Source organism: Deinococcus sp. QL22, from assembly GCF_023370075.1.
GTDB lineage: Bacteria > Deinococcota > Deinococci > Deinococcales > Deinococcaceae > Deinococcus.
The window spans coordinates 335,859-355,935 of the sequence record NZ_CP097151.1 but is presented as its reverse complement, the minus strand read 5'-3'; the positions used below and the strand labels follow the sequence as shown (position 1 = coordinate 355,935).

Here is a 20,077-nt window from a genome sequence, read left to right as displayed (position 1 = left end):
CTGTACGCTGTTGTCCCAGCACTCTCCTTTCCTGCTCATGCGCTGCACAGCCTCTAAGCGCTGCAAGACCTGCCGGTACCCCGCACTGGCCTACTGGCTGCTCCTGTCCGAGTGGTGCACCAGCCCTGCTCTTGGTTGACGTTGATTCAGGGCCATCTGCAGAGCCTCCACGACCAGGAGAGTTTCCAGACGATCATGCATCGCCCACCCCACAATGCTCCGCGAATAGAGATCCATGACTGTCGCCAGGCGCAGCCAGCCGTCAGGACACGGCAAAGAGGTGAGGTCCGTGACCCATTTCTGGTTTGGTTCGGACGCACGAACATCACGATCCAAGATGTTCTCGGCTACAGGATGCAAATGCTTGGAGTGCGCCCATCTGCGGCATTTTACAGCGAACCTAAGGTTCGCTGATCACATCAGTCGCCCCATTCCGCAGTGCCGGAGCTTGAACGCGGCGCGTAGGCGGTGCATGGCTTCCTCGCCTAACGCTGAGCGAGCCAACGCATACGAGTGCGTATGCTTTGCGGGCCACTGTAGTCTGGGCACCTCGTCAGCGTAGAAGAAGTAATCCCACATGAGGGCTTCCCAGCTGTTACACCTCAGCGCGAGGCCCTCAAGATGCCCTTCAATCTGCTCCGGGCAAGAGCCCGGAGGTGCATCGTCTATTTCGTATGAAACGCCGTTCCAGTGAGCAGGTTCGCAGTCCAGCAGGACACCCTGCGCCTCAGCGAGAAAGCCGTAGTCCAGTTCTGCCGTGATCCGTCCCTGGAGGTCGACGATGAGCGTTTCAAACTCACCCCGACGTTCAACAGGAAACGTCAGATCAATGTCGTCATGCTCGCGAGTGATTCGTCCTAAGCGAGCGTCGATCGCCCATCCGCCACCAATCCAGACAGGCAGATCCAGGCGGGCTGCAGCAAAAACCACTTGGCTCATCAGGTTCAGGTGGGCTTGGTTCACGGGGGCTCCTTCTCGTCATCACGGCGATGGGCGATCAGAACGCTGGAGTCCGGCTGGCGTCATTCTGTCCCCATTCACCTGTTCGCTTGATCCTCAAAGTATGGGGCTAACCCCGGCATCCGGCCCACCTCTGAAGCCAACTCCTACTTTTGCCGTCCTCAATAATGGTACTCCGTTGACTCTTGTACAAAAAGATGTCCAGCACGCAAGCACAGCCCCCATCTGAATACCCCAGAACCACGTGTAGGGCACTTTCTTCCCAGAAGTCAACGGAGTACCAATAAGGGGTTGGCGGTTGCCTCTTGGTCAGCTCAAAGTCTCCAAACGAAGATTTTTGCCGCACTGACAGCAGAATTTTTCAATGGTCGATGACCACGGATTAGACGGCCATGGCGACCAACTCTCGCCTTTTTTCTGATACACGATTAGACCGCGAGGGGAGGCACGAAACCGCCAGACTCGGCTACAAGGACAGGAGACATCGTTCATTCGAAAAGAATAGCGATGTGCGCGGAGGGTAATACGCAAAAAAGCCCTTGCCCACGCATCAGCGCAGGTAAGGGCTTGTCATTCGCTTAAGTTGACGGGCTCGGGTAAATGACTGTAGGCGGGGGTCGGGGCGGCGGTGGTGGCGGCTTGGGCGGTGGGGTCATGGCCCAGCGTGCGCCTGATCTTGTAATAGGTTCCTGACAACGCCTCACCTGTCTGGGACTCCAGCGGCGTCCAGCTCCGATACACTTTGCTTACGCTTCGGCGGGAGTAGATCTCCCCACCAGCTGCGGCGCCCCGCTCTGAACAGGGCGGGGTTTTATTGCCGTTTAGGGATTCGCTGTCGCGTAATCGGCTGCAAATTGATCTAGCAGTCCAGAAACAATAGTTGTGAAATCAGTTGTCAGCTTCTTCCCTCGTTGACCGCTTGAACCCAAATGACCTGCTGACCACGTGACAACCACTTGAGGCAGAATGTCGTAGGCAGTAATTTCAAGAGCAATCATGTAGACATGGTTTCCGGAGAACGCTTCAAAACTGTCCATTTGAATATAGAGCTCTGTTGACGTTCCCTGACAAGCTAAGAAGGGAATTCGGTGAGCGCGTAATTTCGTATTTATTTTTTCGTAGATAGCGGCATTCAGGCCTGGAGCTGCTGTCTTTAGCACTGGGGCAATCTGCACAGAATCAGGGCCAAAACATAGATTGATGTTCCTCAGATTGTCAGGCCCAGAGTTGCCTGCAAGAGCGGGAGAACTCACCAGCAACAAACAGACCAACAGTTTTTTCATATCCCATAGTTACATTTGTTCTGCTTTTTTACCAGAAGGAGAGTTCGTCACTCCTAGAGATCATCCGGAAATTGGTTACGGTAGCGGGGCCAGGACGACTGGCATCCTGAATGAATGCGGTTGACGGACGAGCAATGGGCCATCCTCGCCCCCCTCCTTCCTCCCCCTCAGAAGCAGACCCGCCGCGGACGTCCGCGGCGGGGTGACAAAGAGCTGCTTGAAGGCATCCTGTGGGTGCTGCGTACTGGTGCGCAGTGGGAGCGACTCCCGCGGCCGGACTATCCGCCCAAGTCCACCTGTTTCGAGCGTTTTCAAGAGTGGAATGAGCACGCTGTGTTTCCGCATGTTTTGGGGCAGCTCTACGCGCTGCTGGAGGAACAGGAATTGCTGGATCTCCGGGAAGCCTTCATTGACGGCACGTTCAGTGCCGCAAAAAAGGGGGCTCGGATGTCGGTCCCACCAAGAAGGGCAAAGGCACCAAAATCATGCTGATGGTGGACGCGAGCGGCAGACCGCTCGCTGTCCACACCGTGTCAGCCAGCCCCGCTGAAGTGACGCTGGTTCACGACACCTTAGAGGCGTCCTTCGGCCTGGACTTCCCAGCGCACTTGATTGGAGACAAGGCGTACGACAGCGACCCTCTGGATGCAGAACTGGCCACGCTGAAAATGGAGATGATTGCGCCGAATCGCAAGAACCGGAAACACAAAACGCAAGATGGACGACCGCTGCGCCGCTATAAGCGGCGCTGGAAAGTTGAGCGAACCATCGCTTGGTTGCCATCGTTCCGCCGTGTCCGAACTCGCGACGAGCGCAAAGCCCAGAACTTCCCCAGCTTCGTCCAGCTGGCCTGCATCCTCATCCTGCTGCGCCGAATTTCCGGATGATCTCTACTGATGACACGGCTCCACGGAGTCCACGTCCAACCAGTAGCTTGCTTCATCTTCCTTGATGTCACCGCCTTCGACTATAAGTTCTTGTCGAGCCGCCCACGCTTGAGCCTGTACCTCGGGATGACAGCCGATGTACTTAGGACTCATCCAACAGTGACGCCTTCTACAACTGCTGGGGCAACTCTGTTCTGGGCCAACTGTTCTTGGGCAAGGTAAACCCGAAGAGGGAAGGAGGCACGCAGGGAGAGCTTTTCCCCACTGGTAGAGAGGCACGCAGCTCAAGGAAGGTGGCTGAACATAGGCTACGGTTCAGGGCTCGCTTGGAGGATCGCAACGCCCGCTGCTTCAGAAGGGAGGGTTGATGCCCAATTTGTCTCAGGGGTGCGCTGGTTGCTGATTCTCGTGGGACTCCTTGCATCAATCCTGAATTGGCCCCATCAGGGTCAAAAAGGCGCGCACCACATCCGGATCAAAGTGCTGCCCAGCCTCTTGCTCAATTTCCAGAAGTGCGGCCTCGTGAGTCCAGGCTTTCTTATACGGCCGCTCACTGATTAACGCGTCGTATACATCACAGACCGCGAAGATGCGCGCGTTGAGGGGAATGTCAGTTCCGGCGAGTCCATCTGGGTAGCCGCGCCCGTTCCAGTGTTCATGGTGTGAGCGGATAACCTCAAGCGTTTCCGCAGAGAGTCCGGGGATCCGAGTAGCAAGGTCATACCCTTGCAGGACGTGGCCCTGCATGACGGCCCATTCCTCTGAAGTGAAACGGCCCGGTTTCCTGAGGATTTCATCCGGAATGCAGAGCTTCCCAAGGTCGTGCAGATAGGCGCCTTGCCGCAAGTGATGCAGGTCGGTGGTCATCAGTCCGAGCTGCTCGCCCAACCGCACGGCCATGGTGGCCGTGCGCGTGGTGTGGCCGTGCGTCTCAAAATCGCGCGCCTCAAGCACGATGCCGAGCGTGAGCATGCCTGCCTCAAAGGTTGACCGGACTTCATCCACCGTGCGGCGCAGCTCGAGGGCATGCTCTAAGCGCAGCGCGGTCAGTTCTACCACCTTACGCATCTGAGGGGTAATGGTCTGCCAGCGGTTCACCACTCGCAGCACAATGGCAGCGGCCACCTGACCCTGACTGAAGACTGGGGTAACAATGGCGCTCTTGACGCCCTGTTGAACCATCAGAGGCATCAGGTCCGGGGTACTCGGATAATCGGTACTCCACGCTGTCGTCCGCGTGCGGTGAACCGTATTGACCAGGCCAGTCTCCGGGAGGGCTACCCGAACGTTCAGGGCGGGTTGTGGAGGCGGGACGCCCTCGCGGAGTGCTTGATAGGAGAAGAAGGCTTCATCGCCATCAATGGTGGCGTAGGCCGCATGATCGAAGTCGAGTACCCTCAGGAGTCGGTTCAGGGCATGCTGAACCAAGTCGGGAGGGTTCCGGAGGGCTTGGAGTTCCTGAGAAAACGTTACGAAGGAGTCGGCTTCGTGTTGGCCCGGGATGGTCTCCCTGAGCTCTTCCTTGCGAAGTTGCAACTGCTCGTCAGCGATGGCAAACGCGCGTTCAAATGGGGTCTCGGCGCCCCGAACAGCCATGCCGATAGTGAACGTATCAATGCCTGCCAGTGGACCCGGCAGGGCCCGGTTGACCTCACTGAGGAGCGCGTGGAGCGGACTCGGGTCGTAGCCAGACACGAGAATCACAAATTCATCTCCACCCCACCGGCAGATCAGTCCCTCGGGCGGAAGAGCTTCTCGTAGGGCGTATGCGGTGGTGCGAATGTGGCCGTCGCCTCCGCTGTGCCCACGGAGAGCATTGACGCTTTTCAGGAGGTTCAGGTCAACGATGGCCAGCACCTGAGGGAAGCTAAGAGCGGGTTGCGTTTCCAGAAAGGATGCGCGCGTCAGGCAGCCGGTGAGTGCGTCGTGTTCTGTGGATGCACTCCTTCCAGCACTCATGGAGAGTCGCCGGACGTGGACGATCAGGCCGCCGTGATCCGGGTAGACGATGACACCAATCCATCCTTGGTGGCGATCACCGAACATTTCGAGTTCTATCCGCTCTTGGGTGTCCAAGACTTGCTTGAAGGCAGTCATGAGCTCGGGCTTGGCCTTGAACGGGAACGTTTCCTGAAAATTTTTGCCGACCAGTTCGTGAAGGTGTTTGTTCCAGGCAGTCAGGGCGAAAGCATTTGCAAACGTGAAACATTCGTTAGCGTCAAGGGCATAGATGAGGTCTTGCACCCGGTCAAAGGGGTGCATGCTGCCCTGCAGGAAGCTCAGACTCATACGACATCTTAAGCCCTTGGTACTCACAGAAGTCTCACGGTGCACGTGGCTTTGCATCAGTGCAGGGGAATAGAATTCACACGACCTACAGTGGACACCGACCCACCACAAGGTTGACAGCGCCGAGTTCAACCCCAGTACTGCTAGACAGAGTTTGGACCAGTCACTCACCAAATTCTGAAAGAAACTGGTATCGATCCAGCGCAGTTGCGTGTTGCAAGTCCTGAACAGCTTTTCTTAAGCCAGTCGCCAACCCGTGGGCAGCCACAGGCGTGTCTGATGAAAAATCATCTCCGCCGGCTGCGGATCTCTCGCTCCTGAAATGACACTGATTACTCTCATCATTCATAAATAGTAGGCCCAGACATGCCTGTGGTCGTGCATTAGACGCCGCCTGCATCCCGTGCAATCATGTTCAACATCAAAGGCGACCCAGGAGGGTCGCCTTTCCTCTTTGGGTCTCTGGCCAGCGCCCCAGAGTTAATCTTTGATGCTCAGGGTGGTCGTGACCTCCACTGGCGCAGGCCAAGTAGGCAACCGGGTCGTTGTCCAGTAATTTACCAAGCTCTCTATTTGCTGGACGAAGCTGGAAAAATGGGTGGACTTCACCAGATACGAATTAGCCAATAGCGAGTAGGCCTGCACAATGTCCTCCGCGGCCACAGAGGTCGTCAGCATCACCACTGGAATAAGCTTCAGGTGCTCATCGGCTTTTATGGTTTTCAGAACCTCGAAGCCGCTTATACCCGGCATATTGATATCGAGCAGTAAGATATCTGGGCAGACCGCTCGTGGCATTTGCATCGCCTTCAGAGCCGCTTCACCGCTCTGATAGGTGACCAGCGTCACTTGAGTGCTGAAGGTGGCAAACACCTCTGTGATTAAGAAGAGTTCGGCGAGATTGTCATCAATCACAACGAATTGGAGGAGAGGGGTCATTGAGGTCTCATGGCGTCCACCCTGCGCTCTTGCCCGCTCCGCTCACTCGGTGGCCAGTTGGGCGACGAACAGAGCAGCATGTGCAGTGGCCTCGTCCATCAGGCCGTCTGGTTTATGCTCCCGTTCATAAAACTCGGCACATTGCCGTCCGAGTTCAACAGACTCTGCCAAGAGGCGGTGCGCCCTGAGCAGGACATCTTCATGGGAATTCATACGCCAACCTAGGGGAGGGGGAAGGCGGCAACTGTTGCAGGATGAGAATTGATCTGAAGCTTACCTTTATTTTCAACAAGATTGAGACAGCAGTGACTGTCAATTCTTGATCCAGAGAAAGCGACAACATTAAGGGCAGCTCAAACGGTTGCCACTTTTCTTGGGTTGACCAGAGGGGACTCAGGGACTCCCGCCTCACTTCACTCTGGGATGACTGCAACGAAAGCGGCAGTTGTAAAGCGTGGGTACCTTCGCGAAGCACAGGAAGGCAGCACAAACAAGGTCCCCACTCTCCAGTCGAAGCTGGAGCGGGGGCCTTGTTTGTGCTCGAACAAGACGACTCAACACACCAGTTTGAACTTAATCGCTGAGCCTCACAGCGGAGGTGACCTCAATCGGCGTGGGCCAATTCAATAACCGGTTTTTCGTCCAGAACGCCACCAAACTCTCAATCTGTTCAATGAAGTTTTCAAAATCCACCGACTTGACCACATACGAACTGGCAAACAGCGAATACGCCTGCGTCACGTCTTGAGCCACGGCTGAACTGGTCAGCATCACTACTGGAATGAGTTTGAGTCGCTCATCCGCTTTCATTGCTTTGAGCACGTCAAAGCCGTTCATCTGAGGCATGTTGATATCCAGCAAGAGCACATCCGGAAGGATGGCATCCGCAGGCCGCATGGCTTGTAGGACCGCTTTGCCGCTCTGATAGGTCGTGATCGTCACTTGGTCGCTGAAGCTCGTAAAGACCTCTTCAGCCAGCATCAAATCAGAGATATTGTCATCCACCACAGAGATCTGCAAAAGCCGGGTCATCGCTGTCTCATCGCCTCTATTCTGCTCTTTTCCCTGATCCGACACAGGCACAGATCATCCCACCTTCGCCAACTGTAAGAATCCAGAACATCCGTGGCTCGCTCTGTGCAGTACGGTTGAGCTTGGTATGGCTGCGGAACCTGCCGGCCGATGGTGTCGCTTGATGGCCCTAACCACCTACGACCTCAGGCAGCACCCCACGCCGGAAGGGGAAGCGGAGATGGCTTGTCTTCGACGCACGTTTATTAACTTATAGGTAGCCGTGAATGTCGGGCGGGTTTCGGCGGTGCAGGCAGCCCCTCTCTGGGTGGCTTTAGAGCGGGACATTTTACGCTGTCGAGCGCAGATCCGTTCCAGTCGTGGTGTCTCTTTAAGTTGAGATTCCACTTGCCTTGGAGCACATCACTGAAGACGACCTCTTGGATCGCCCGCGTTTGTTGACTCCGCGCCGCATTCAATACCTTTATGATCCGTCGTCTCCGGTGACCGCGTTTTCGGGGGCGTGATCGACGCTTGAGAGAGGCTCGAGGCCTTGCTCGGCTTGCTGCAGGTAAAACAGTTCCAACTCTCGTTGAAGAACCTCAGAACGTTCGAGCAATTCTTGAGCGGTGCGCAACACTTCGTCTCCAGTCATAGATTTACCCACGCTGTTGCTTCTTGTTGGCGCCGATATTCTCGCCAACGGTGTTCAGCTCGCACTGCCTCCCGCTCGAGTTCCTGTGAAGCGAAGTCGATGAGGCGTTGACGCAGAGAGGCGTGCTGGATCTGAGCTCGCTGGGCATAGCGGTACAAACCTTCATTGGAGTAAGTGAGATAGGGCCGTTCCACAGTTTAGTTCAACACTGCCAGACACCTGCTCCGTGCAGATTCGTCAAAGGTCGAGTTTATGTGTGATCAATTACCAAATTGAATTGAGGTAGGGGTCAACGGGAGACGGCCCCGCCCACAGCCGAAGCTGGGGCAGGGGTACATTCGCAGGAGGGAAGCGCTCCTCAGCTGTGGCCGGGATCTGCATCGTCCGAAGGCCGACCATGCATGCCTGTCCCTGTGCTGGGATTCGGGCGTTCCTGACCCTGGTGATCTGTGGGCTCAGGTTGACCGTGCTCTTCGGGCACGGCTTGAGGCTGACTGGTCTTTGTGCGCTGCTCTTCTTCGTCATGACGCGTCATCTGTGACCTCCTCTGAGACTTCGAATGTCCTCTGTTCACCTCGTCAAACGGTGCAAACCCCGTAAAGCGGTCTTGAGAGTTGAGGCACGGGGCAAGGGTTTTACATTGCTTGAGTTGTCCGGGAATCAGTCGGTAGCGAGGGTGTACGTCTTCCCGTCCTGCCTGCGGTACTCCGCCTCTACCATCAGCACGCCCCGCGCAGGCAGGACATACGTGCGGCCCTCAGGCAACCCCCCGACGGCGCACACCAGTTGCGCCGAGGCATTGGAAAAGCACGTTGGATCATTCACCGCAAGATTGAGGCCGGTGAGGGTCAGCACGACCTGGTCGGCAGCTTGCTTGCCCGCTGCAAAGGCAACCGTCTTGAAGCCTTCCACGTCGGTCAGGGTCAATGTCGCTTGTCCTGAGTCGGAAGGATTGATCGACCGACCGACACTGCTGAACCCTTGGACGGTCGGTGTACAGGCGGTCAGGGCCAAGGCCGTGAGAAAGAGAATCTTGTTCACTGCACACCTCCAGCGGGTAGGGTGGCGTCGTCGATGATGGGCGGTTGGGTGGCGTCATTAATACTGTTACCAATCTCGCCCCACGTCCAGTCCAGCGCCTCGCGGGCGGCCTTGCGTATCAGCTGTCGTCAATGGTTGTCGCGTTCAAACCGGGATGCTGCTGGTGGCCAGTTTGTAGGCCGCCATGGTCGCATCAAGAGCCTGGCCGTCTTTGGCCTTGCCAACAATTTTCCCACCGGTCTTGAGGTACCACTCGATGGCTTTGCGCTCCATCTCGGGAATGACACGTAGGGCGAGCAGCTTCAGGTGGCGCTTCAGTGCATTACTCATGGTGGGTCTCCAAGGGCGCAGCCCCACTGTGAAGGCAGGGCCGGAAAAAAGCGGATTGTCAGTACGTGGTTCTCTTGCGACGATAGTCACTCATAGGTCAAACCCAAGTGCCACAACAGCTCAAAGATCAACAAGCCTGCGACGATGCCGCCGCCAAAGGCCCAATCCACAGACGCGCCTTGGACAAACAGGCCACAGCCAACGAAAATAGAGGCCACCGCAGTGCCAACACCGACGACAAACCCTTGCCAAGTTTTATACGATTGCATCTGGCCGTTTTTATCATTCGTGAGTCCATGGGTCGAGATGCCCAGAGCGCGTTTCGCCCGGTGCAGGTACTCGATACGCTCTTGCAGGCCATTCAACTCACCGTTGATGATCCGGGTCACGCTGGTCACGTCATTGATGTCCGCCCAACGGTTCAGGCCGCGTGCCTTCCAGAACGCCCCCGCCGCCAGCGAAGACACGCCGTATTGCAAGAGCAAGTCTGGATCGCGCTCCAGGTCATGGCCGATGACCTTGCCGTAAGTGCGGTAGTGCTCGCGGCCTGTGAGTTGGATCATGCCCCGGCCCCGGTAGCAGTAGCCGTCGCCAGACTCCGGGCTACCGTTGCCCAAGCGGCCCGCGTAGACCGTATTGCTCAGTGCTTCCGGGTTGTTGGCGCAGCGCTGGGCACTGGCCAGCGTCGGGAAGCGGGTCGGCCACACCTGAGGCAGCCGCTTGGCGCTGTAGTTCAGATTCTCCGCAATCGGTATGAAGCCCGATTCGTGAGCCAGTTGCGCGAGCATGTGCGCCACCCGCAGCGATGTATCAATTTGATACTTCGGCAAGGCCCACGCCAGTTTCTCAGCGGCCACCGCTGCTTTCTGTGGGGATTGGTCAGGGCGGAGTTGTTTGTAAGTGGCAAAAAGGTTGAGCCGACGTCAGTCCCAAATATCCCGCTTGGCCCGGATCTGGATGACGACATGCCTTTCCCAACGGACGCCGGCGACGACTTCGGCCCCCGACCTAGCGCTTGAACAAACCGGGGCGGGCCTTCGGGCTTGCCCTGTTGGAGATCCCTATGACGATGACTGAGCAAGGCGTGACGCCACTGGCCCCGGAAGAACAAGAGACCCTCATGCGGCTTGAAGCTGTCATGCGGCACGGCTGGGCAGGGTTTGTCAGTGTCGGAGAAGCCCTGCTGAGCATCCGGGATGCTCGCCTCTACCGCGAAGCCCACAAAACCTTTGGTGACTACTGCGAGCGCGTGTGGGGTTGGTCTCGCCAGCGGGCGCAGCAGTTGATAGACGCGGTGGAAACCAGCCACACGCTGACAACCATTGGTTTACATCCAGAGAACGAACGGCAAGCCCGCAAGTACAAAGAGGCCGCCAAAGTGATGGCGACTCTGGAACCGGAAATGCAAGTTGCTGTCGCCACATACTTGAAGACGGCCACCGGCAGTGAGCGGCCCAGCACAAGTCAAGTGAAAGCGGCGGCAGAGGTAGCAGCGGCCATCGATGCGCACGGCACGGTGGCACACCCAGATACGGGAACCGAAGTGCCCTTCCATGCCTTGACCGGTGAGCAGCGGGCGACAGCGTTGGCTGAGAACGTCACCACCGGAACCTATGAGCGGCTGAAGCGGCAAGAGCACCACATCCAGACCAGAATTCAGCAGAACAGCACCGGGAAAGGAGGCTGGGCGGATTGGTGCCTGAACTATGCCCAGCAGCAGCTGACAGACACCCAAGAGCTTCGGATCGTGGTGAAGCGGGATGCCAGCGGCAACGCCCAGGTGCAGGGCTTGATCGTTGATTCGGAATCACATGCCACGGTGGCTTACGGTGACACCGCCCCTTACCTCAATAAAGCCGTGATGAAATTGGTCGAAGAGGTCAAGGGGTGAGGCTAGTACAGCGTTCAATTAATACGAATGGTTTCATAGTGGCGTCCGAGGGTTCGTCGGGCGGCCTGAGTCGAGAACTGCCAGTTGAGTGTGATGGCCGCGCGTGAACGCGCGGCCACCCAGGCCTCGACTTCGGAACGAAGTCGTTCCAGCGAAGGAATCCGCCGATGTCAACACTGCCGCTGAAGAGCGCTGAATTCCAACTCCGCCATGTTTAACCAAGAGGCGTGTTTCGGCGTGTAGATCCACTCGAATCGGCCCACCAACCGGTGGGCCTGTTCTGGGGACATCCACTTGTAGAAGCTGCCCCCATGATGGGTATTGAGGTTGTCCTGCACCAGGGTGATCTGTACCGCTGCTGGGTAGGCCCGTTCCAGCTCCTCCATGAATGCCGTGTATTCCTCGGCCGTTCGTCGGGCACACACGTTCACAAACCGACGACCAGTCTGGGGTTCAACCGCGAGCAGCACCGCGCCACTTCCAAATCGCTCGTATTCATAGTCTTGCTTGGCGACTCGTCCCGGTTCCATCGGAACCGGGGCCATCACGTCGCCGATCAGGAAACAAGGCTGCTCATCGAAGCACAACACGGGGAAGCGTTCATCATAGGGCCGGGCATACACGTCCAGGACACGCTCCATCTCACACAGGAACTTTGCCGTCAGTTGCGCGATGCACCACTGCCTTTTGCGGTGCGGCTGGAGCGCGTTTTTTTCAGGATGTAGAACACCGTGGACGGCGCAATGCCGTCTACCACGTTCAATTCCACGGCTTTTTCGGCGAGCAGGCGAACGCTCCACTGGGCATGGCCTGTGGGAGCCTCACGGCACGCCAGTGCCGTGATCGCCGCCCGATCCTGGCCAGTGAATTTCGCGGGTCGACCCGTATGTGGGGCATCATAGAGCGCCGCGTCCAGCCCTCCGAGCACGAAGTGTTTTCGGATCGACTGCGCCATCTGCACACTGATCCCCAGGGCTTCCTTGATCGCGAGATCACCCATCTGCCGATGGGCCATCAGCAAGATCTGAGCGCGGGTCATGACCCGCGCCTTGTGGGTCCCTTTCGTTGTGATGGCTTTGAGAGTCTGTTCCTGCTCAGGGCTCAATTCCACTTTGTACAGCAGAGGGCGAGGCATAACTAACTCTACTAAATTGCAAAACGCTGTACTAGAGCAGGCGGTAGAGAGCCAGGCCTATCCGTTCAAAATCGTCGTAGGTTGTCTGGTGAATTTTGGGAGTGTTCTGACACATCCGCGAAGCCACATGTGTCCGAATGGTCGAATCCAAATATCTCGTATTCTTGGCGTGCACCGCATCCAGCAATTCACTGAGATGAAACGTTTTGGGCGTACGGTCTTTTACCAACGCGTTGACGGTCGCCAGGATTTCATCGCGGCAGGTCATCTGCACAGTTTGATTCAGCGGGTGGGCTAGTAACTGTACTCCCTCTCATGCCTGGCTGGCACCCTTTCCGAGCCTCGCGCATGTTGAGCGGTATTTGGACCACGATTGCTGACCCTGACGTGCGGGCCGACACCCGGCAGAGATTGGGCCTGGTAGAAGCGCCACAGGCAATAGTCGAAACGAGTCCACCTGTGCAGCCGCGCCTAGTACAGGAAAACCAGCCCGAGTGGTCTACTGAGCCGCTGGAAGCCAAAACGAGTCCACCCGGAACCCTGACCTTTACCGCCGTCGCTGAACAGCATCTGGCGCTCAATCCTGGTGTGCTTTACGCCGAAGAAACCGAAGACCATCCCGTACCAGGTCAAAGTCCTGTTGAGTGAAGAGTGGCGCAACTACCGCAGGGCCGTCATCTCGTGCATCCAGACCTACGGCCAACCGAAAACCCCACGCGGTGCACGGCTGGCCCTGCTGATCGTCTCGCCGCCGAACCTACGGAAACGCGACCTCAGCAATATTCCTAAGGCGCTGGAAGATGCCCTGACCCATGCGGGGGGCTGGGCGGATGACTCGCTGATCGATGTGCTGACCGTGCGCCGTGCCCCGGTGCATCCCGGCGGGCAGGTTGTCGTGCAGATCATGCCATTGACTGAGACGCTGTTTGGAGGTGTGCCTTGAAATCTACTCTAAGGGTTGTTGGTCTGCCTGGGCTGTTGCACATGCATGCCACGCGCCTTAGCCCGGTACATCCCCTGATCCGCTCGGTTCATGGCTTTCGCCAAGTCTTCTCCGGCAACGACCTCGGTGCTTCCGAAACTCACCGTGAAGCCCAACGTGCCTTGCTGGTCTTTGGCCAGGTGCACTTCCAGCGCTTTGATTTGCTGTATGCGCTGTTCTTCAGGCCCAGTGAGCAGCAATGCAAATTCATCCCCGCCCACCCGACTGGCCAGATCCCCCGGCTGAGCAATGGTTCGCAGTGTCCCAGCCAACTGCACCAGACAGCGGTCGCCCTCCACGTGTCCATGTCGATCATTGATGGCTTTGAACTCATCGATGTCCAGCAGCAACAGGACTGCAACTGCGTCGGCGGCCTGATCCTGCCAGAGCTCATAGGCCTGCGACAGTCCCCGCCGGTTGAGCAAGATCGTCAAGGGATCCAGCGTGGCTTGGAGGAACAACTCATGGTGCAGGCGTCGCATCTCCTGGCGGCGGCGGTCATCATGCAGCAACCAAAAAGCGAAACTTCCACCCACCGACAACAGCAATGCTCCAGCATGCAACAGGATGTTTGGAACATTCAGGGTAAAGGCCATGTGTGCGTCGGCGCTGATCATCATCTGCGAGCGAGGCACGGTCAGCAAGGCCCCGGCCAGCAATACCCCCAAATTCAAGCCGTAAGCGGTTCGCAGCGCTGGGTGTCGCCGGATTTGCCCAACGAGGAGGATGACGAGCATCAGCAACACAGTGGAGGTATAGCCCGAGACCAGAAGAAACCGCAGCGAAATGTCGTCCCAGACTGTGGTCAGCAAAATCAGTGCAAGCACGATAGCGGCGCACACCGCCCAACTCCATCGGTTAGTTTGTCGGTTGACGAACCGCCCACTGAAACGCTGAAAGGCTCTCAAGCACAGTGTCGATCCGACCATGACCAAGGTGTTGCCGATCACGACTGAAGCCAGCAGGGTATCCGGAGTTCGCAGGGTGCCCACAAGCACCCCCAGTACCAGAGCAGTCTGTCCCAGCGCCCAACCGCGCCACCCGAGGTACGAGGGCCGCAACCACGAGACGGTGATGATGAAGACCGACACCAGGACGGTGACGCCCCAAGTAAGGGCAGCCAAAACTGCCATCGTGGTCCATTCACTTGGGTGACTGCTCATGTCCAGCCTCCACTGCTCAGGGTGACGCTCACTCTCAATGTAGTGAATCAGAGGGGGTGTTGCTAAATCCTTATTTGTGTTATTGACAAGGTGACCCTACAACCTGCACGAGAGGAAGCGCTGATGGCGCATGGCGGTGGCCTGCCCAGCCGGACTTTAATCAGGGCTGCGCTTCTTAGGCAGTTGAACCTGTAGTGACCCTTTCCCGCCTACAGGAGGCGCACTTGACGAACTCAACCAAACGCGCCCGCGCCTTCCGGGTACAGGGTGAACGCCCTGAGATTGACCGCTTCTTGGCCGAGCGCACCCAGCAGCAGGCCGCCCGCCAGTATGCCGAGGCGTGGCATCAGGCCTTGAGACTGTGGCGCGTGCGCGTGCCGGTGATCTTGCGCCCCACTTTGCCTTATAGCAGGGGTGGGCTGGATCCCATCAGCACGCTGGGAGAATTCCTGCCGGATCAGAAGACCGCGCTCATCACGCCGATGGGAGAGGTGCGCGAGGGGGAAGCAGTGGCGCACATCACTCCAATGCAAGTGAGTGGCATACCCGATCTGGTGGTGTTGGGTGGATTCCTCGAACGCTACAGCCGCAACAAACCGACGCCCGTGAGTCTGATGGATCCGCGTGGTGGGTGGGCCAGTCCGCGTCCCCGCAGCGCCGCGTATGGCCGTGGCCGTCCTGTCGCTCGCCGCCCGCCTCAGTGATCCGCACAGCCATTTACAGGAGTACACGCGGGCGTGCCGCTTGACGGTGGGGGTAGATGGTGCAGAATTCCGGGGTTGACGCTACTGTATGTGTAGCTGACGGCCTGACACAATTTATGAGGGAGAGCGAAATCTGAGCACCCAGCCGCCTTCTAAAGCGTCCACAGAACTGACATGCGATTTCTTGCGACGTCCGGGAGGCGCCGGATCGGCGCCTCCTTGGAGCGTCAGGCGGTTGAGTACTGCCTGCCCCCGGCTCAGCGCGAAGTGGACGCCGCGTAAACCAAGTTTCAAATAGCTCAGGGCGCGGTTCCAATGGGGATCAATGGTTCTGCGCACACCCTGCTGCACGAGCTGGAGTCCTTCGGAGACGAGCAGGAGCGTGGCCACAGAGATCACCAGGATCAGGCGTTCGAGGCTGGCGGCATCACGCAGTTTGGAGTCCTCCAGACCGAAGAGGCCACTCTTATCATCCAAGAATCCTTCCTCTATTTGGAAGCGCTCGCCGTACTCAGCAAACGTTGCACGACTGGTGGGTTCATCGCTCACCACCTGCCACTGCTCTGGGCCGTCCGTGGGACGGCCCAGAGCCACATGCACCGGCCCAAATCGGTGTCCGGTGATCGTGACGTTGTGGAAGCAGCGCGTTTCGCGCGCTGCGAGTTTGATTTCCCCGATGGTGCAGACCCGTTGCCCGTCTGGAGCGGCCAGAATCAGGCTCGATTTGATGCGGATGCGGAAGTGCCATCCGCAGACGCGGAGCCAGCCCATCAAGGCCGTGTCGCAAAACCCCGATCCGCCAGGAGTCGAACATCGTGCAGCCCAAGAAAATCCAGCAGGCCTTTGACCTCGGCGAGGACAGGCAGGAGTTGTTCGGTGCCGACCTGAGCACTGGCATGCTCTAGGACGGGAGACGAGCGGTACCGCGCGTCCCCGGTAGAGGACGGCCACCCGGATCAGACAGAAGCGTCCGAACAGGATGCTGGTGTCCAGCGCCAGCGTCAGGAATGCGGGCCCCAATCCCGCAAGGCTCGGGTAATCAGGGGGCCATACACACTGCCAGGGGCGATGGCTGGATTCTCCAGCCACCGTCGGCAGCGACGTTCGGTGCTCTGGGCGACCGTGGCCTGGGAGTGGATGTGCGGCAGCCAGGAGGGAATGGAAACGCTCTGGGACAGCACCAAGCCGCTGACCATCCAGGCCAGCGTACGGGCGTTGCGGACGTCGTTCCACAGGGCGGGGTGGAGGTGGGGCAGGATCGCTTGGTACAGTCGGGGGGCGTCCCCGGTGGCATTTTCGGTCTTCACAAACAGAAAGTGTCCCCTACCGGGGACGCTTTCTCATAAATTGTGTCAGGCCATCAGGTATGTGTAGTCTCAAAGTCCTGACTCAATTCAAACGTCCAGACCGCCCTCCGGGGCGTTTTTGCGTTCCTTACTTTTTTCTCTTCTCCTACAAGAGCGGGATGCATTCTTTCAAATCTTTCGAGGGAGATAAGCTTTAGCCACCCTTCGCTGAAGTCGATTTGGCAGAGCTGCAACAATATTTTCTGACAGTCATCAGCTCAGACGCTTCACTCGCTCAACGCACAGAACGGCTAATCTTTATCTGAACCATGCTGGGGTTCCAGCCTTCACAGCCGATCTCAGCTATCACCTGTTTCAGGTTCTCTACTCGTCCGCCAAAACTCGGTCAGGAGATCCGTTATGTGGAGGCAAAGCCTTCCATTGCCTCCAACGGCGGGCAAGTTTAGGTCTGGAAGGTAAGGGATTTGTCGGAATAAGAAGGCTAGTGTTAAGCCAATGACAATTCTTTGCTGGTTGGTCTGTCGAGGGCGGCCTGTTGCTTCGATTCTGGCAGCGGTGTCGGCCCTCACCGTATTTGGCTCGGTGTCGTGGGCAACAACCTACAAACTTGACGGCCTGCTGGCGATCAATGACGCACCTTCGCCTTGTCTCGGTGTGCGCGTGAAGGTATTCGAGGGCTCAAAATTAAAAACAGAAGTGATATTGACGCCAGACGGGAAAGTCAAGCCCGTCGGACGCACGCCCGCACCTGCACCTCAATTTATGAAGGGAAAAACGTACAGCTTAGAAGGCACTTGCGTCAGCACCTCCAACACCTATCAACACTCGCAGCTCAAGTTCACGGCGGAAGGCCGAACCGTCATGGTCGTCTTCACCAAAATGGGGTTCTTGTTTAAGCGGGGCGGCCTGGCTTATTAGCCCACAAGTCAACCTCAACGGGAGAGCTGTCAGCTTCGGCTGAATGGTTGCAAATTCAATTCCTGCCGTATCCACTACTGAGTAATAGTTCCGTAACAAATCAATCTGTACAGTAACTTCATACATCTATACGGCCGACCGGGTGAAGTCGGCGAACCCAGCCTTGCTACAAGCGGGGCTTTTTCATACCCTGGTCCTCGTCCAACTGGTCATCAAGAGTTGAGGCTTGGAATCACTTGGAGGCCATACATTTCCAGTTGGGTGGCGGCATCACTGAGGGCCGTGACCACCACCGCCGCTTCATCTGTGCTGTACCGCCTGTACTCCACCAAGATTTCATCGTTGTGGTACACGGCAAAGGTGTAGAACTCGCTGGCCTGGACATTCCACCCCATTAAGCTCATTTGCTGTTGAAGGAGGCGGGGGTCTCTATTCAAGGGATCAATCCAGTGGGCTGTGACGCCGAGAGCTTTCATCTTCTGCCAGACCTCAGCGGTAAGGCCAGTGAGGGACATTTCCCACCTGGCATTGAATTCCTCCAAAAGCGTCATAGTTCAACCTCCCGAGATCTGACCAGAATAGGCGACATTCCTGTGACGACTTCTCAGTGGGCTTTCTTCATCCCAAACAACTGAGAGTGACCCGCCGCTCAGTCCCCGACAGTTTTAGGGGGGCTTGAAAATGCTTGTCCTACGCGTCAGAACAGAGTGCGTCTCCCATCGCTCTCCAATCCCTCGCACGCTGCTTCACCGCACACTTCCCTGAGTATCGGAAAAACCAAGTCGACGTTCTCGCCTTGATCGTCCTCGCACTCATCCAGGCCAAAGACGTTCGTCCCGCCGAACTCGCTGAGCGCTGCCCGGGCAGCGCTCAGCGATCGGCAGTGATCCGCCGGATCGAACGATTCTTCGATCGCCCTCCTGCCGGACAACCAGAAACGAGAATTCATCATCGACCGCACCCACTGGAAGCTCGGCACAGCTGATCTGAACGCTCTCGTGCTGGCCCCGTCCTGTGGCGCGGTGTCGCCATTCCCCTGCTGCCCCCGTGGGGCAGCAGCACCGAGATTCGCCTCGTTCTGTTGGATGATGCGCTCTCTTTGCTGTCCTGTCGGGAGATCGCCGTTCTCTAGGCCGACTGGGAATGTATCGGCCAAGAGTGGATTCAGGGTCTGGCTCGTGCCGGTCTTCCTATCTGCGGCAGGACACCTTTATCGACGACCTTCCAGCCAGGGAGGACGGGCATCCTCGTCGACCAGGCCAAGGTCTACGGTCTGCCAATGAGTGTCGTACTGACCTGGACGCAGGATGGTGAGATACTGGTCATCGCCAGTCACGCCGGTTCAGCCAACCGCATCCTGAGCGGGTAACAGAAACGCTTCCGGATCGAGTGTCTGTTCCGCGCCCTAAAGAGCAAGGGGTTCAAACTGGAGAACACCCATATGACGCTCCACGATCACGTGGAGCGCCTGCTGTGTCTGCTCACCCTCGCCTAGGTCTGGTGCGTGCTGGTGGGTGTCCTGCAGACGTGTGCCGTGAAGGCGCACGGTCGGCGGGCTTGGAGCGTTGTGACGCTCGGCCTCCGTACGCTCGTTTCGACGTTCGCCCGCATCGTTGAGCGCGACGGGACGGGGTCCCTGAAACTCATTGCTCTTTTGATGCCCACCCAGACGCCAAAATCAGAAACTGCCGGGTACTGAGGACCCGCCGACTGTGGCGGGCTTTTTCTTGCCCCTGGAGGCTCCATGTTCATGCAACGGTTCCAACTGATCAGAACTGAGGATGTCAGCGGGTGCAGTGGCACTGGGATCGTTGCCGAGGGCGTGATCTTCAGCGATAGGACTGCGGTGCTGCGCTGGGTTGTTGCGCCCTGCTCCACAGGCTTCTACGCCAGCATTGATGACCTGATCTTCTCGCATGCGCACGAGGGCCGCACCACGGTAGAGGTGATCGACAAACCGATCCCAGCTGAGTTCGCGGGTGGCTAAGCAAAACCGCGCCACTCGCTGTGCCCACCTTCAGTCCGCTGCGGATGAATGCCGTGGCCGGCTCATGGAGCAAGAGGCACGCGGAGAAGTCGAGGTCACGCCGAAACAGTGGAAGCAACTCGACCCCGCGCCCTGGTATCTGCCAGAGCTGGGGCTACAGCGCGAGCCATTTATGGGGCTGGTACCGAAGTATCAGGCAGGGGTGATTATTCGGCGGAAACCACGATGCCTAACCCACGCAGTTGAGCCACAGCGTTGATATACGCGAAGGCTGCGGCTGAGTTGATGTCCTGTTCCTGTTCAAAAGCAATTCTCTGCCCCTCGTAATAGATCTCAACGGAGTAGGGAGCGGTGGCGTCTCTGTTGGGATCAGCACTGTAGCTGACCTCGCACCCGGCCCAGGCCAACGCCTCAAGTCGGCGGCGAATGTCGTCAGACCAGGGGTCTCTCATTCCTCAATCGTAATCACCAGGAGGTGACCACGCAGTGGCAAAGCGACTTGACACCTCACGCCAAACGGTGAATGAACTGAATGGGCCAAGACGAGGAAGGCTGGGTACTCCCATTATTGATCAGAGGTGCGGGCTGGCTGCCG

General features: G+C 57.7%; 29 protein-coding genes. 7 read left to right on the top strand and 22 right to left on the bottom strand.

Annotation, left to right across the window (positions count from 1 at the left end):
• Nucleotides 1-90: 90 nt before the first annotated feature.
• From M1R55_RS32310 to M1R55_RS21130, 4 genes are all read right to left on the bottom strand, one after another.
• Complete coding sequence (locus M1R55_RS32310; RefSeq protein ID WP_371827271.1) at nt 91-336, bottom strand: transposase; 246 nt, start codon at nt 334-336, stop codon at nt 91-93.
• Nucleotides 337-414: 78 nt separating this feature from the next.
• Entirely contained in the window at nt 415-963 is a 549-nt protein-coding gene (locus tag M1R55_RS21140; protein ID WP_249394941.1) for a nucleotidyltransferase domain-containing protein, read from the bottom strand.
• 567 nt (nt 964-1,530) lie between these two features.
• On the bottom strand, nt 1,531-1,701 hold the full coding sequence (locus tag M1R55_RS21135; protein ID WP_249394940.1) for a hypothetical protein: 171 nt from the start codon (nt 1,699-1,701) through the stop codon (nt 1,531-1,533).
• A gap of 80 nt (nt 1,702-1,781) precedes the next feature.
• Nucleotides 1,782-2,243 (bottom strand): hypothetical protein, encoded by a 462-nt coding sequence (locus M1R55_RS21130; RefSeq protein WP_249394939.1) that lies wholly within the window; start codon nt 2,241-2,243, stop codon nt 1,782-1,784.
• 114 nt (nt 2,244-2,357) lie between these two features.
• Here M1R55_RS21130 and M1R55_RS21125 point away from each other — a divergent pair.
• Nucleotides 2,358-3,130 (top strand): IS5 family transposase gene (locus M1R55_RS21125; RefSeq protein ID WP_249394938.1). Its coding sequence is split into 2 segments (ribosomal slippage): nt 2,358-2,694 and nt 2,694-3,130, totalling 774 coding nucleotides; the frame shifts between segments, so codons are not numbered across the junction.
• A 423-nt stretch (nt 3,131-3,553) separates the two neighbouring features.
• Here the strand turns inward: M1R55_RS21125 and M1R55_RS21120 are convergent.
• From M1R55_RS21120 to M1R55_RS21080, 9 genes are all read right to left on the bottom strand, one after another.
• Nucleotides 3,554-5,419 (bottom strand): HD domain-containing phosphohydrolase, encoded by a 1,866-nt coding sequence (locus M1R55_RS21120; protein ID WP_249394937.1) that lies wholly within the window; start codon nt 5,417-5,419, stop codon nt 3,554-3,556.
• Nucleotides 5,420-5,899: 480 nt separating this feature from the next.
• Nucleotides 5,900-6,358 (bottom strand): response regulator, encoded by a 459-nt coding sequence (locus M1R55_RS21115; RefSeq protein WP_249394936.1) that lies wholly within the window; start codon nt 6,356-6,358, stop codon nt 5,900-5,902.
• Nucleotides 6,359-6,400: 42 nt separating this feature from the next.
• Nucleotides 6,401-6,571: a hypothetical protein gene (locus tag M1R55_RS21110; RefSeq protein ID WP_249394935.1), complete on the bottom strand. Its 171-nt coding sequence runs from the start codon at nt 6,569-6,571 to the stop codon at nt 6,401-6,403.
• Nucleotides 6,572-6,931: 360 nt separating this feature from the next.
• Nucleotides 6,932-7,435, bottom strand: coding sequence for a response regulator (locus M1R55_RS21105; RefSeq protein ID WP_249394934.1), 504 nt, complete (start codon nt 7,433-7,435; stop codon nt 6,932-6,934).
• Nucleotides 7,436-7,853: 418 nt separating this feature from the next.
• Complete coding sequence (locus tag M1R55_RS21100) at nt 7,854-8,036, bottom strand: hypothetical protein (RefSeq protein WP_249394933.1); 183 nt, start codon at nt 8,034-8,036, stop codon at nt 7,854-7,856.
• 346 nt (nt 8,037-8,382) lie between these two features.
• On the bottom strand, nt 8,383-8,559 hold the full coding sequence (locus tag M1R55_RS21095) for a hypothetical protein (protein WP_249394932.1): 177 nt from the start codon (nt 8,557-8,559) through the stop codon (nt 8,383-8,385).
• 125 nt (nt 8,560-8,684) lie between these two features.
• Nucleotides 8,685-9,065 (bottom strand): hypothetical protein, encoded by a 381-nt coding sequence (locus M1R55_RS21090; protein ID WP_249394931.1) that lies wholly within the window; start codon nt 9,063-9,065, stop codon nt 8,685-8,687.
• Nucleotides 9,066-9,209: 144 nt separating this feature from the next.
• A complete protein-coding gene (locus M1R55_RS21085; RefSeq protein ID WP_249394930.1) occupies nt 9,210-9,395 on the bottom strand; it encodes a hypothetical protein in 186 nt (61 codons plus the stop codon).
• An 86-nt stretch (nt 9,396-9,481) separates the two neighbouring features.
• Entirely contained in the window at nt 9,482-10,252 is a 771-nt protein-coding gene (locus M1R55_RS21080) for a glycoside hydrolase family 19 protein (protein ID WP_249394929.1), read from the bottom strand.
• 206 nt (nt 10,253-10,458) lie between these two features.
• On the opposite strand from M1R55_RS21080, the gene M1R55_RS21075 reads away from it, so the two are divergent.
• Nucleotides 10,459-11,286 carry a hypothetical protein gene (locus tag M1R55_RS21075; protein ID WP_249394928.1) on the top strand — a complete coding sequence of 276 codons (828 nt, stop codon included), beginning with the start codon at nt 10,459-10,461 and terminating at the stop codon, nt 11,284-11,286.
• Nucleotides 11,287-11,456: 170 nt separating this feature from the next.
• Here the strand turns inward: M1R55_RS21075 and M1R55_RS21070 are convergent, their stop codons facing one another.
• From M1R55_RS21070 to M1R55_RS21060, 3 genes are read right to left on the bottom strand one after another with little or no spacing between them, the layout of a single operon-like run.
• Nucleotides 11,457-11,960: an IS630 family transposase gene (locus M1R55_RS21070; protein ID WP_249395313.1), complete on the bottom strand. Its 504-nt coding sequence runs from the start codon at nt 11,958-11,960 to the stop codon at nt 11,457-11,459.
• Nucleotides 11,948-12,421 (bottom strand): helix-turn-helix domain-containing protein, encoded by a 474-nt coding sequence (locus M1R55_RS21065; protein ID WP_249394927.1) that lies wholly within the window; start codon nt 12,419-12,421, stop codon nt 11,948-11,950. Before M1R55_RS21065 ends, M1R55_RS21070 begins: the two co-directional genes overlap by 13 nt.
• A gap of 31 nt (nt 12,422-12,452) precedes the next feature.
• Complete coding sequence (locus M1R55_RS21060) at nt 12,453-12,689, bottom strand: hypothetical protein (RefSeq protein ID WP_249394926.1); 237 nt, start codon at nt 12,687-12,689, stop codon at nt 12,453-12,455.
• 80 nt (nt 12,690-12,769) lie between these two features.
• Between M1R55_RS21060 and M1R55_RS21055 the strand changes: the two genes are divergently transcribed.
• Both M1R55_RS21055 and M1R55_RS21050 read left to right on the top strand, forming a co-directional pair.
• Complete coding sequence (locus M1R55_RS21055) at nt 12,770-13,069, top strand: hypothetical protein (RefSeq protein WP_249394925.1); 300 nt, start codon at nt 12,770-12,772, stop codon at nt 13,067-13,069.
• Nucleotides 13,062-13,364: a RusA family crossover junction endodeoxyribonuclease gene (locus tag M1R55_RS21050; RefSeq protein WP_249394924.1), complete on the top strand. Its 303-nt coding sequence runs from the start codon at nt 13,062-13,064 to the stop codon at nt 13,362-13,364. The genes M1R55_RS21055 and M1R55_RS21050 overlap by 8 nt, the downstream gene beginning before the upstream one ends.
• An 8-nt stretch (nt 13,365-13,372) precedes the next feature.
• Here the strand turns inward: M1R55_RS21050 and M1R55_RS21045 are convergent, their stop codons facing one another.
• Nucleotides 13,373-14,566 carry a GGDEF domain-containing protein gene (locus tag M1R55_RS21045; RefSeq protein ID WP_249394923.1) on the bottom strand — a complete coding sequence of 398 codons (1,194 nt, stop codon included), beginning with the start codon at nt 14,564-14,566 and terminating at the stop codon, nt 13,373-13,375.
• A gap of 224 nt (nt 14,567-14,790) precedes the next feature.
• Here M1R55_RS21045 and M1R55_RS21040 point away from each other — a divergent pair, with 224 nt between their 5' ends.
• The gene (locus tag M1R55_RS21040) at nt 14,791-15,270 is read left to right on the top strand and encodes a hypothetical protein (protein ID WP_249394922.1); all 480 of its coding nucleotides are present in this window, start codon (nt 14,791-14,793) and stop codon (nt 15,268-15,270) included.
• A gap of 114 nt (nt 15,271-15,384) precedes the next feature.
• Here M1R55_RS21040 and M1R55_RS21035 read toward each other — a convergent pair whose 3' ends face one another.
• The gene (locus tag M1R55_RS21035) at nt 15,385-16,041 is read right to left on the bottom strand and encodes a hypothetical protein (protein WP_249394921.1); all 657 of its coding nucleotides are present in this window, start codon (nt 16,039-16,041) and stop codon (nt 15,385-15,387) included.
• A 230-nt stretch (nt 16,042-16,271) separates the two neighbouring features.
• On the bottom strand, nt 16,272-16,577 hold the full coding sequence (locus M1R55_RS21030) for a hypothetical protein (protein WP_249391321.1): 306 nt from the start codon (nt 16,575-16,577) through the stop codon (nt 16,272-16,274).
• 555 nt (nt 16,578-17,132) lie between these two features.
• On the opposite strand from M1R55_RS21030, the gene M1R55_RS21025 reads away from it, so the two are divergent.
• Nucleotides 17,133-17,495 carry a hypothetical protein gene (locus M1R55_RS21025; protein ID WP_249394920.1) on the top strand — a complete coding sequence of 121 codons (363 nt, stop codon included), beginning with the start codon at nt 17,133-17,135 and terminating at the stop codon, nt 17,493-17,495.
• A 212-nt stretch (nt 17,496-17,707) separates the two neighbouring features.
• On the opposite strand, the gene M1R55_RS21020 is transcribed toward M1R55_RS21025, so the two are convergent.
• Nucleotides 17,708-18,046, bottom strand: a complete 339-nt coding sequence (locus M1R55_RS21020; protein ID WP_249391275.1) for a hypothetical protein — start codon at nt 18,044-18,046, stop codon at nt 17,708-17,710.
• Between the two features lie 146 nt (nt 18,047-18,192).
• Nucleotides 18,193-18,651, bottom strand: a complete 459-nt coding sequence (locus M1R55_RS21015; RefSeq protein ID WP_249394919.1) for a hypothetical protein — start codon at nt 18,649-18,651, stop codon at nt 18,193-18,195.
• A gap of 594 nt (nt 18,652-19,245) precedes the next feature.
• Between M1R55_RS21015 and M1R55_RS21010 the strand changes: the two genes are divergently transcribed.
• Nucleotides 19,246-19,482, top strand: a complete 237-nt coding sequence (locus tag M1R55_RS21010) for a hypothetical protein (protein WP_249394918.1) — start codon at nt 19,246-19,248, stop codon at nt 19,480-19,482.
• Nucleotides 19,483-19,688: 206 nt separating this feature from the next.
• Here the strand turns inward: M1R55_RS21010 and M1R55_RS21005 are convergent, their stop codons facing one another.
• Complete coding sequence (locus M1R55_RS21005) at nt 19,689-19,934, bottom strand: hypothetical protein (RefSeq protein WP_249394917.1); 246 nt, start codon at nt 19,932-19,934, stop codon at nt 19,689-19,691.
• Nucleotides 19,935-20,077: the final 143 nt, after the last annotated feature.

Bases quoted from the DNA above. Each gene is read 5' to 3' on its own strand.
- M1R55_RS21045 (WP_249394923.1), bottom strand. From the start codon at position 14,566: ATGAGCAGTCACCCAAGTGAATGGACCACGATGGCAGTTTTGGCTGCC.
- M1R55_RS21110 (WP_249394935.1), bottom strand. From the start codon at position 6,571: ATGAATTCCCATGAAGATGTCCTGCTCAGGGCGCACCGCCTCTTGGCA.
- M1R55_RS21130 (WP_249394939.1), bottom strand. From the start codon at position 2,243: ATGAAAAAACTGTTGGTCTGTTTGTTGCTGGTGAGTTCTCCCGCTCTT.
- M1R55_RS21020 (WP_249391275.1), bottom strand. From the start codon at position 18,046: ATGACGCTTTTGGAGGAATTCAATGCCAGGTGGGAAATGTCCCTCACT.
- M1R55_RS21095 (WP_249394932.1), bottom strand. From the start codon at position 8,559: ATGACGCGTCATGACGAAGAAGAGCAGCGCACAAAGACCAGTCAGCCT.
- M1R55_RS21005 (WP_249394917.1), bottom strand. From the start codon at position 19,934: ATGAGAGACCCCTGGTCTGACGACATTCGCCGCCGACTTGAGGCGTTG.
- M1R55_RS21115 (WP_249394936.1), bottom strand. From the start codon at position 6,358: ATGACCCCTCTCCTCCAATTCGTTGTGATTGATGACAATCTCGCCGAA.
- M1R55_RS21085 (WP_249394930.1), bottom strand. From the start codon at position 9,395: ATGAGTAATGCACTGAAGCGCCACCTGAAGCTGCTCGCCCTACGTGTC.
- M1R55_RS21120 (WP_249394937.1), bottom strand. From the start codon at position 5,419: ATGAGTCTGAGCTTCCTGCAGGGCAGCATGCACCCCTTTGACCGGGTG.
- M1R55_RS21075 (WP_249394928.1), top strand. From the start codon at position 10,459: ATGACGATGACTGAGCAAGGCGTGACGCCACTGGCCCCGGAAGAACAA.
- M1R55_RS21060 (WP_249394926.1), bottom strand. From the start codon at position 12,689: ATGACCTGCCGCGATGAAATCCTGGCGACCGTCAACGCGTTGGTAAAA.
- M1R55_RS21065 (WP_249394927.1), bottom strand. From the start codon at position 12,421: ATGCCTCGCCCTCTGCTGTACAAAGTGGAATTGAGCCCTGAGCAGGAA.
- M1R55_RS21010 (WP_249394918.1), top strand. From the start codon at position 19,246: ATGCAACGGTTCCAACTGATCAGAACTGAGGATGTCAGCGGGTGCAGT.
- M1R55_RS21055 (WP_249394925.1), top strand. From the start codon at position 12,770: ATGTTGAGCGGTATTTGGACCACGATTGCTGACCCTGACGTGCGGGCC.
- M1R55_RS21035 (WP_249394921.1), bottom strand. From the start codon at position 16,041: ATGGGCTGGCTCCGCGTCTGCGGATGGCACTTCCGCATCCGCATCAAA.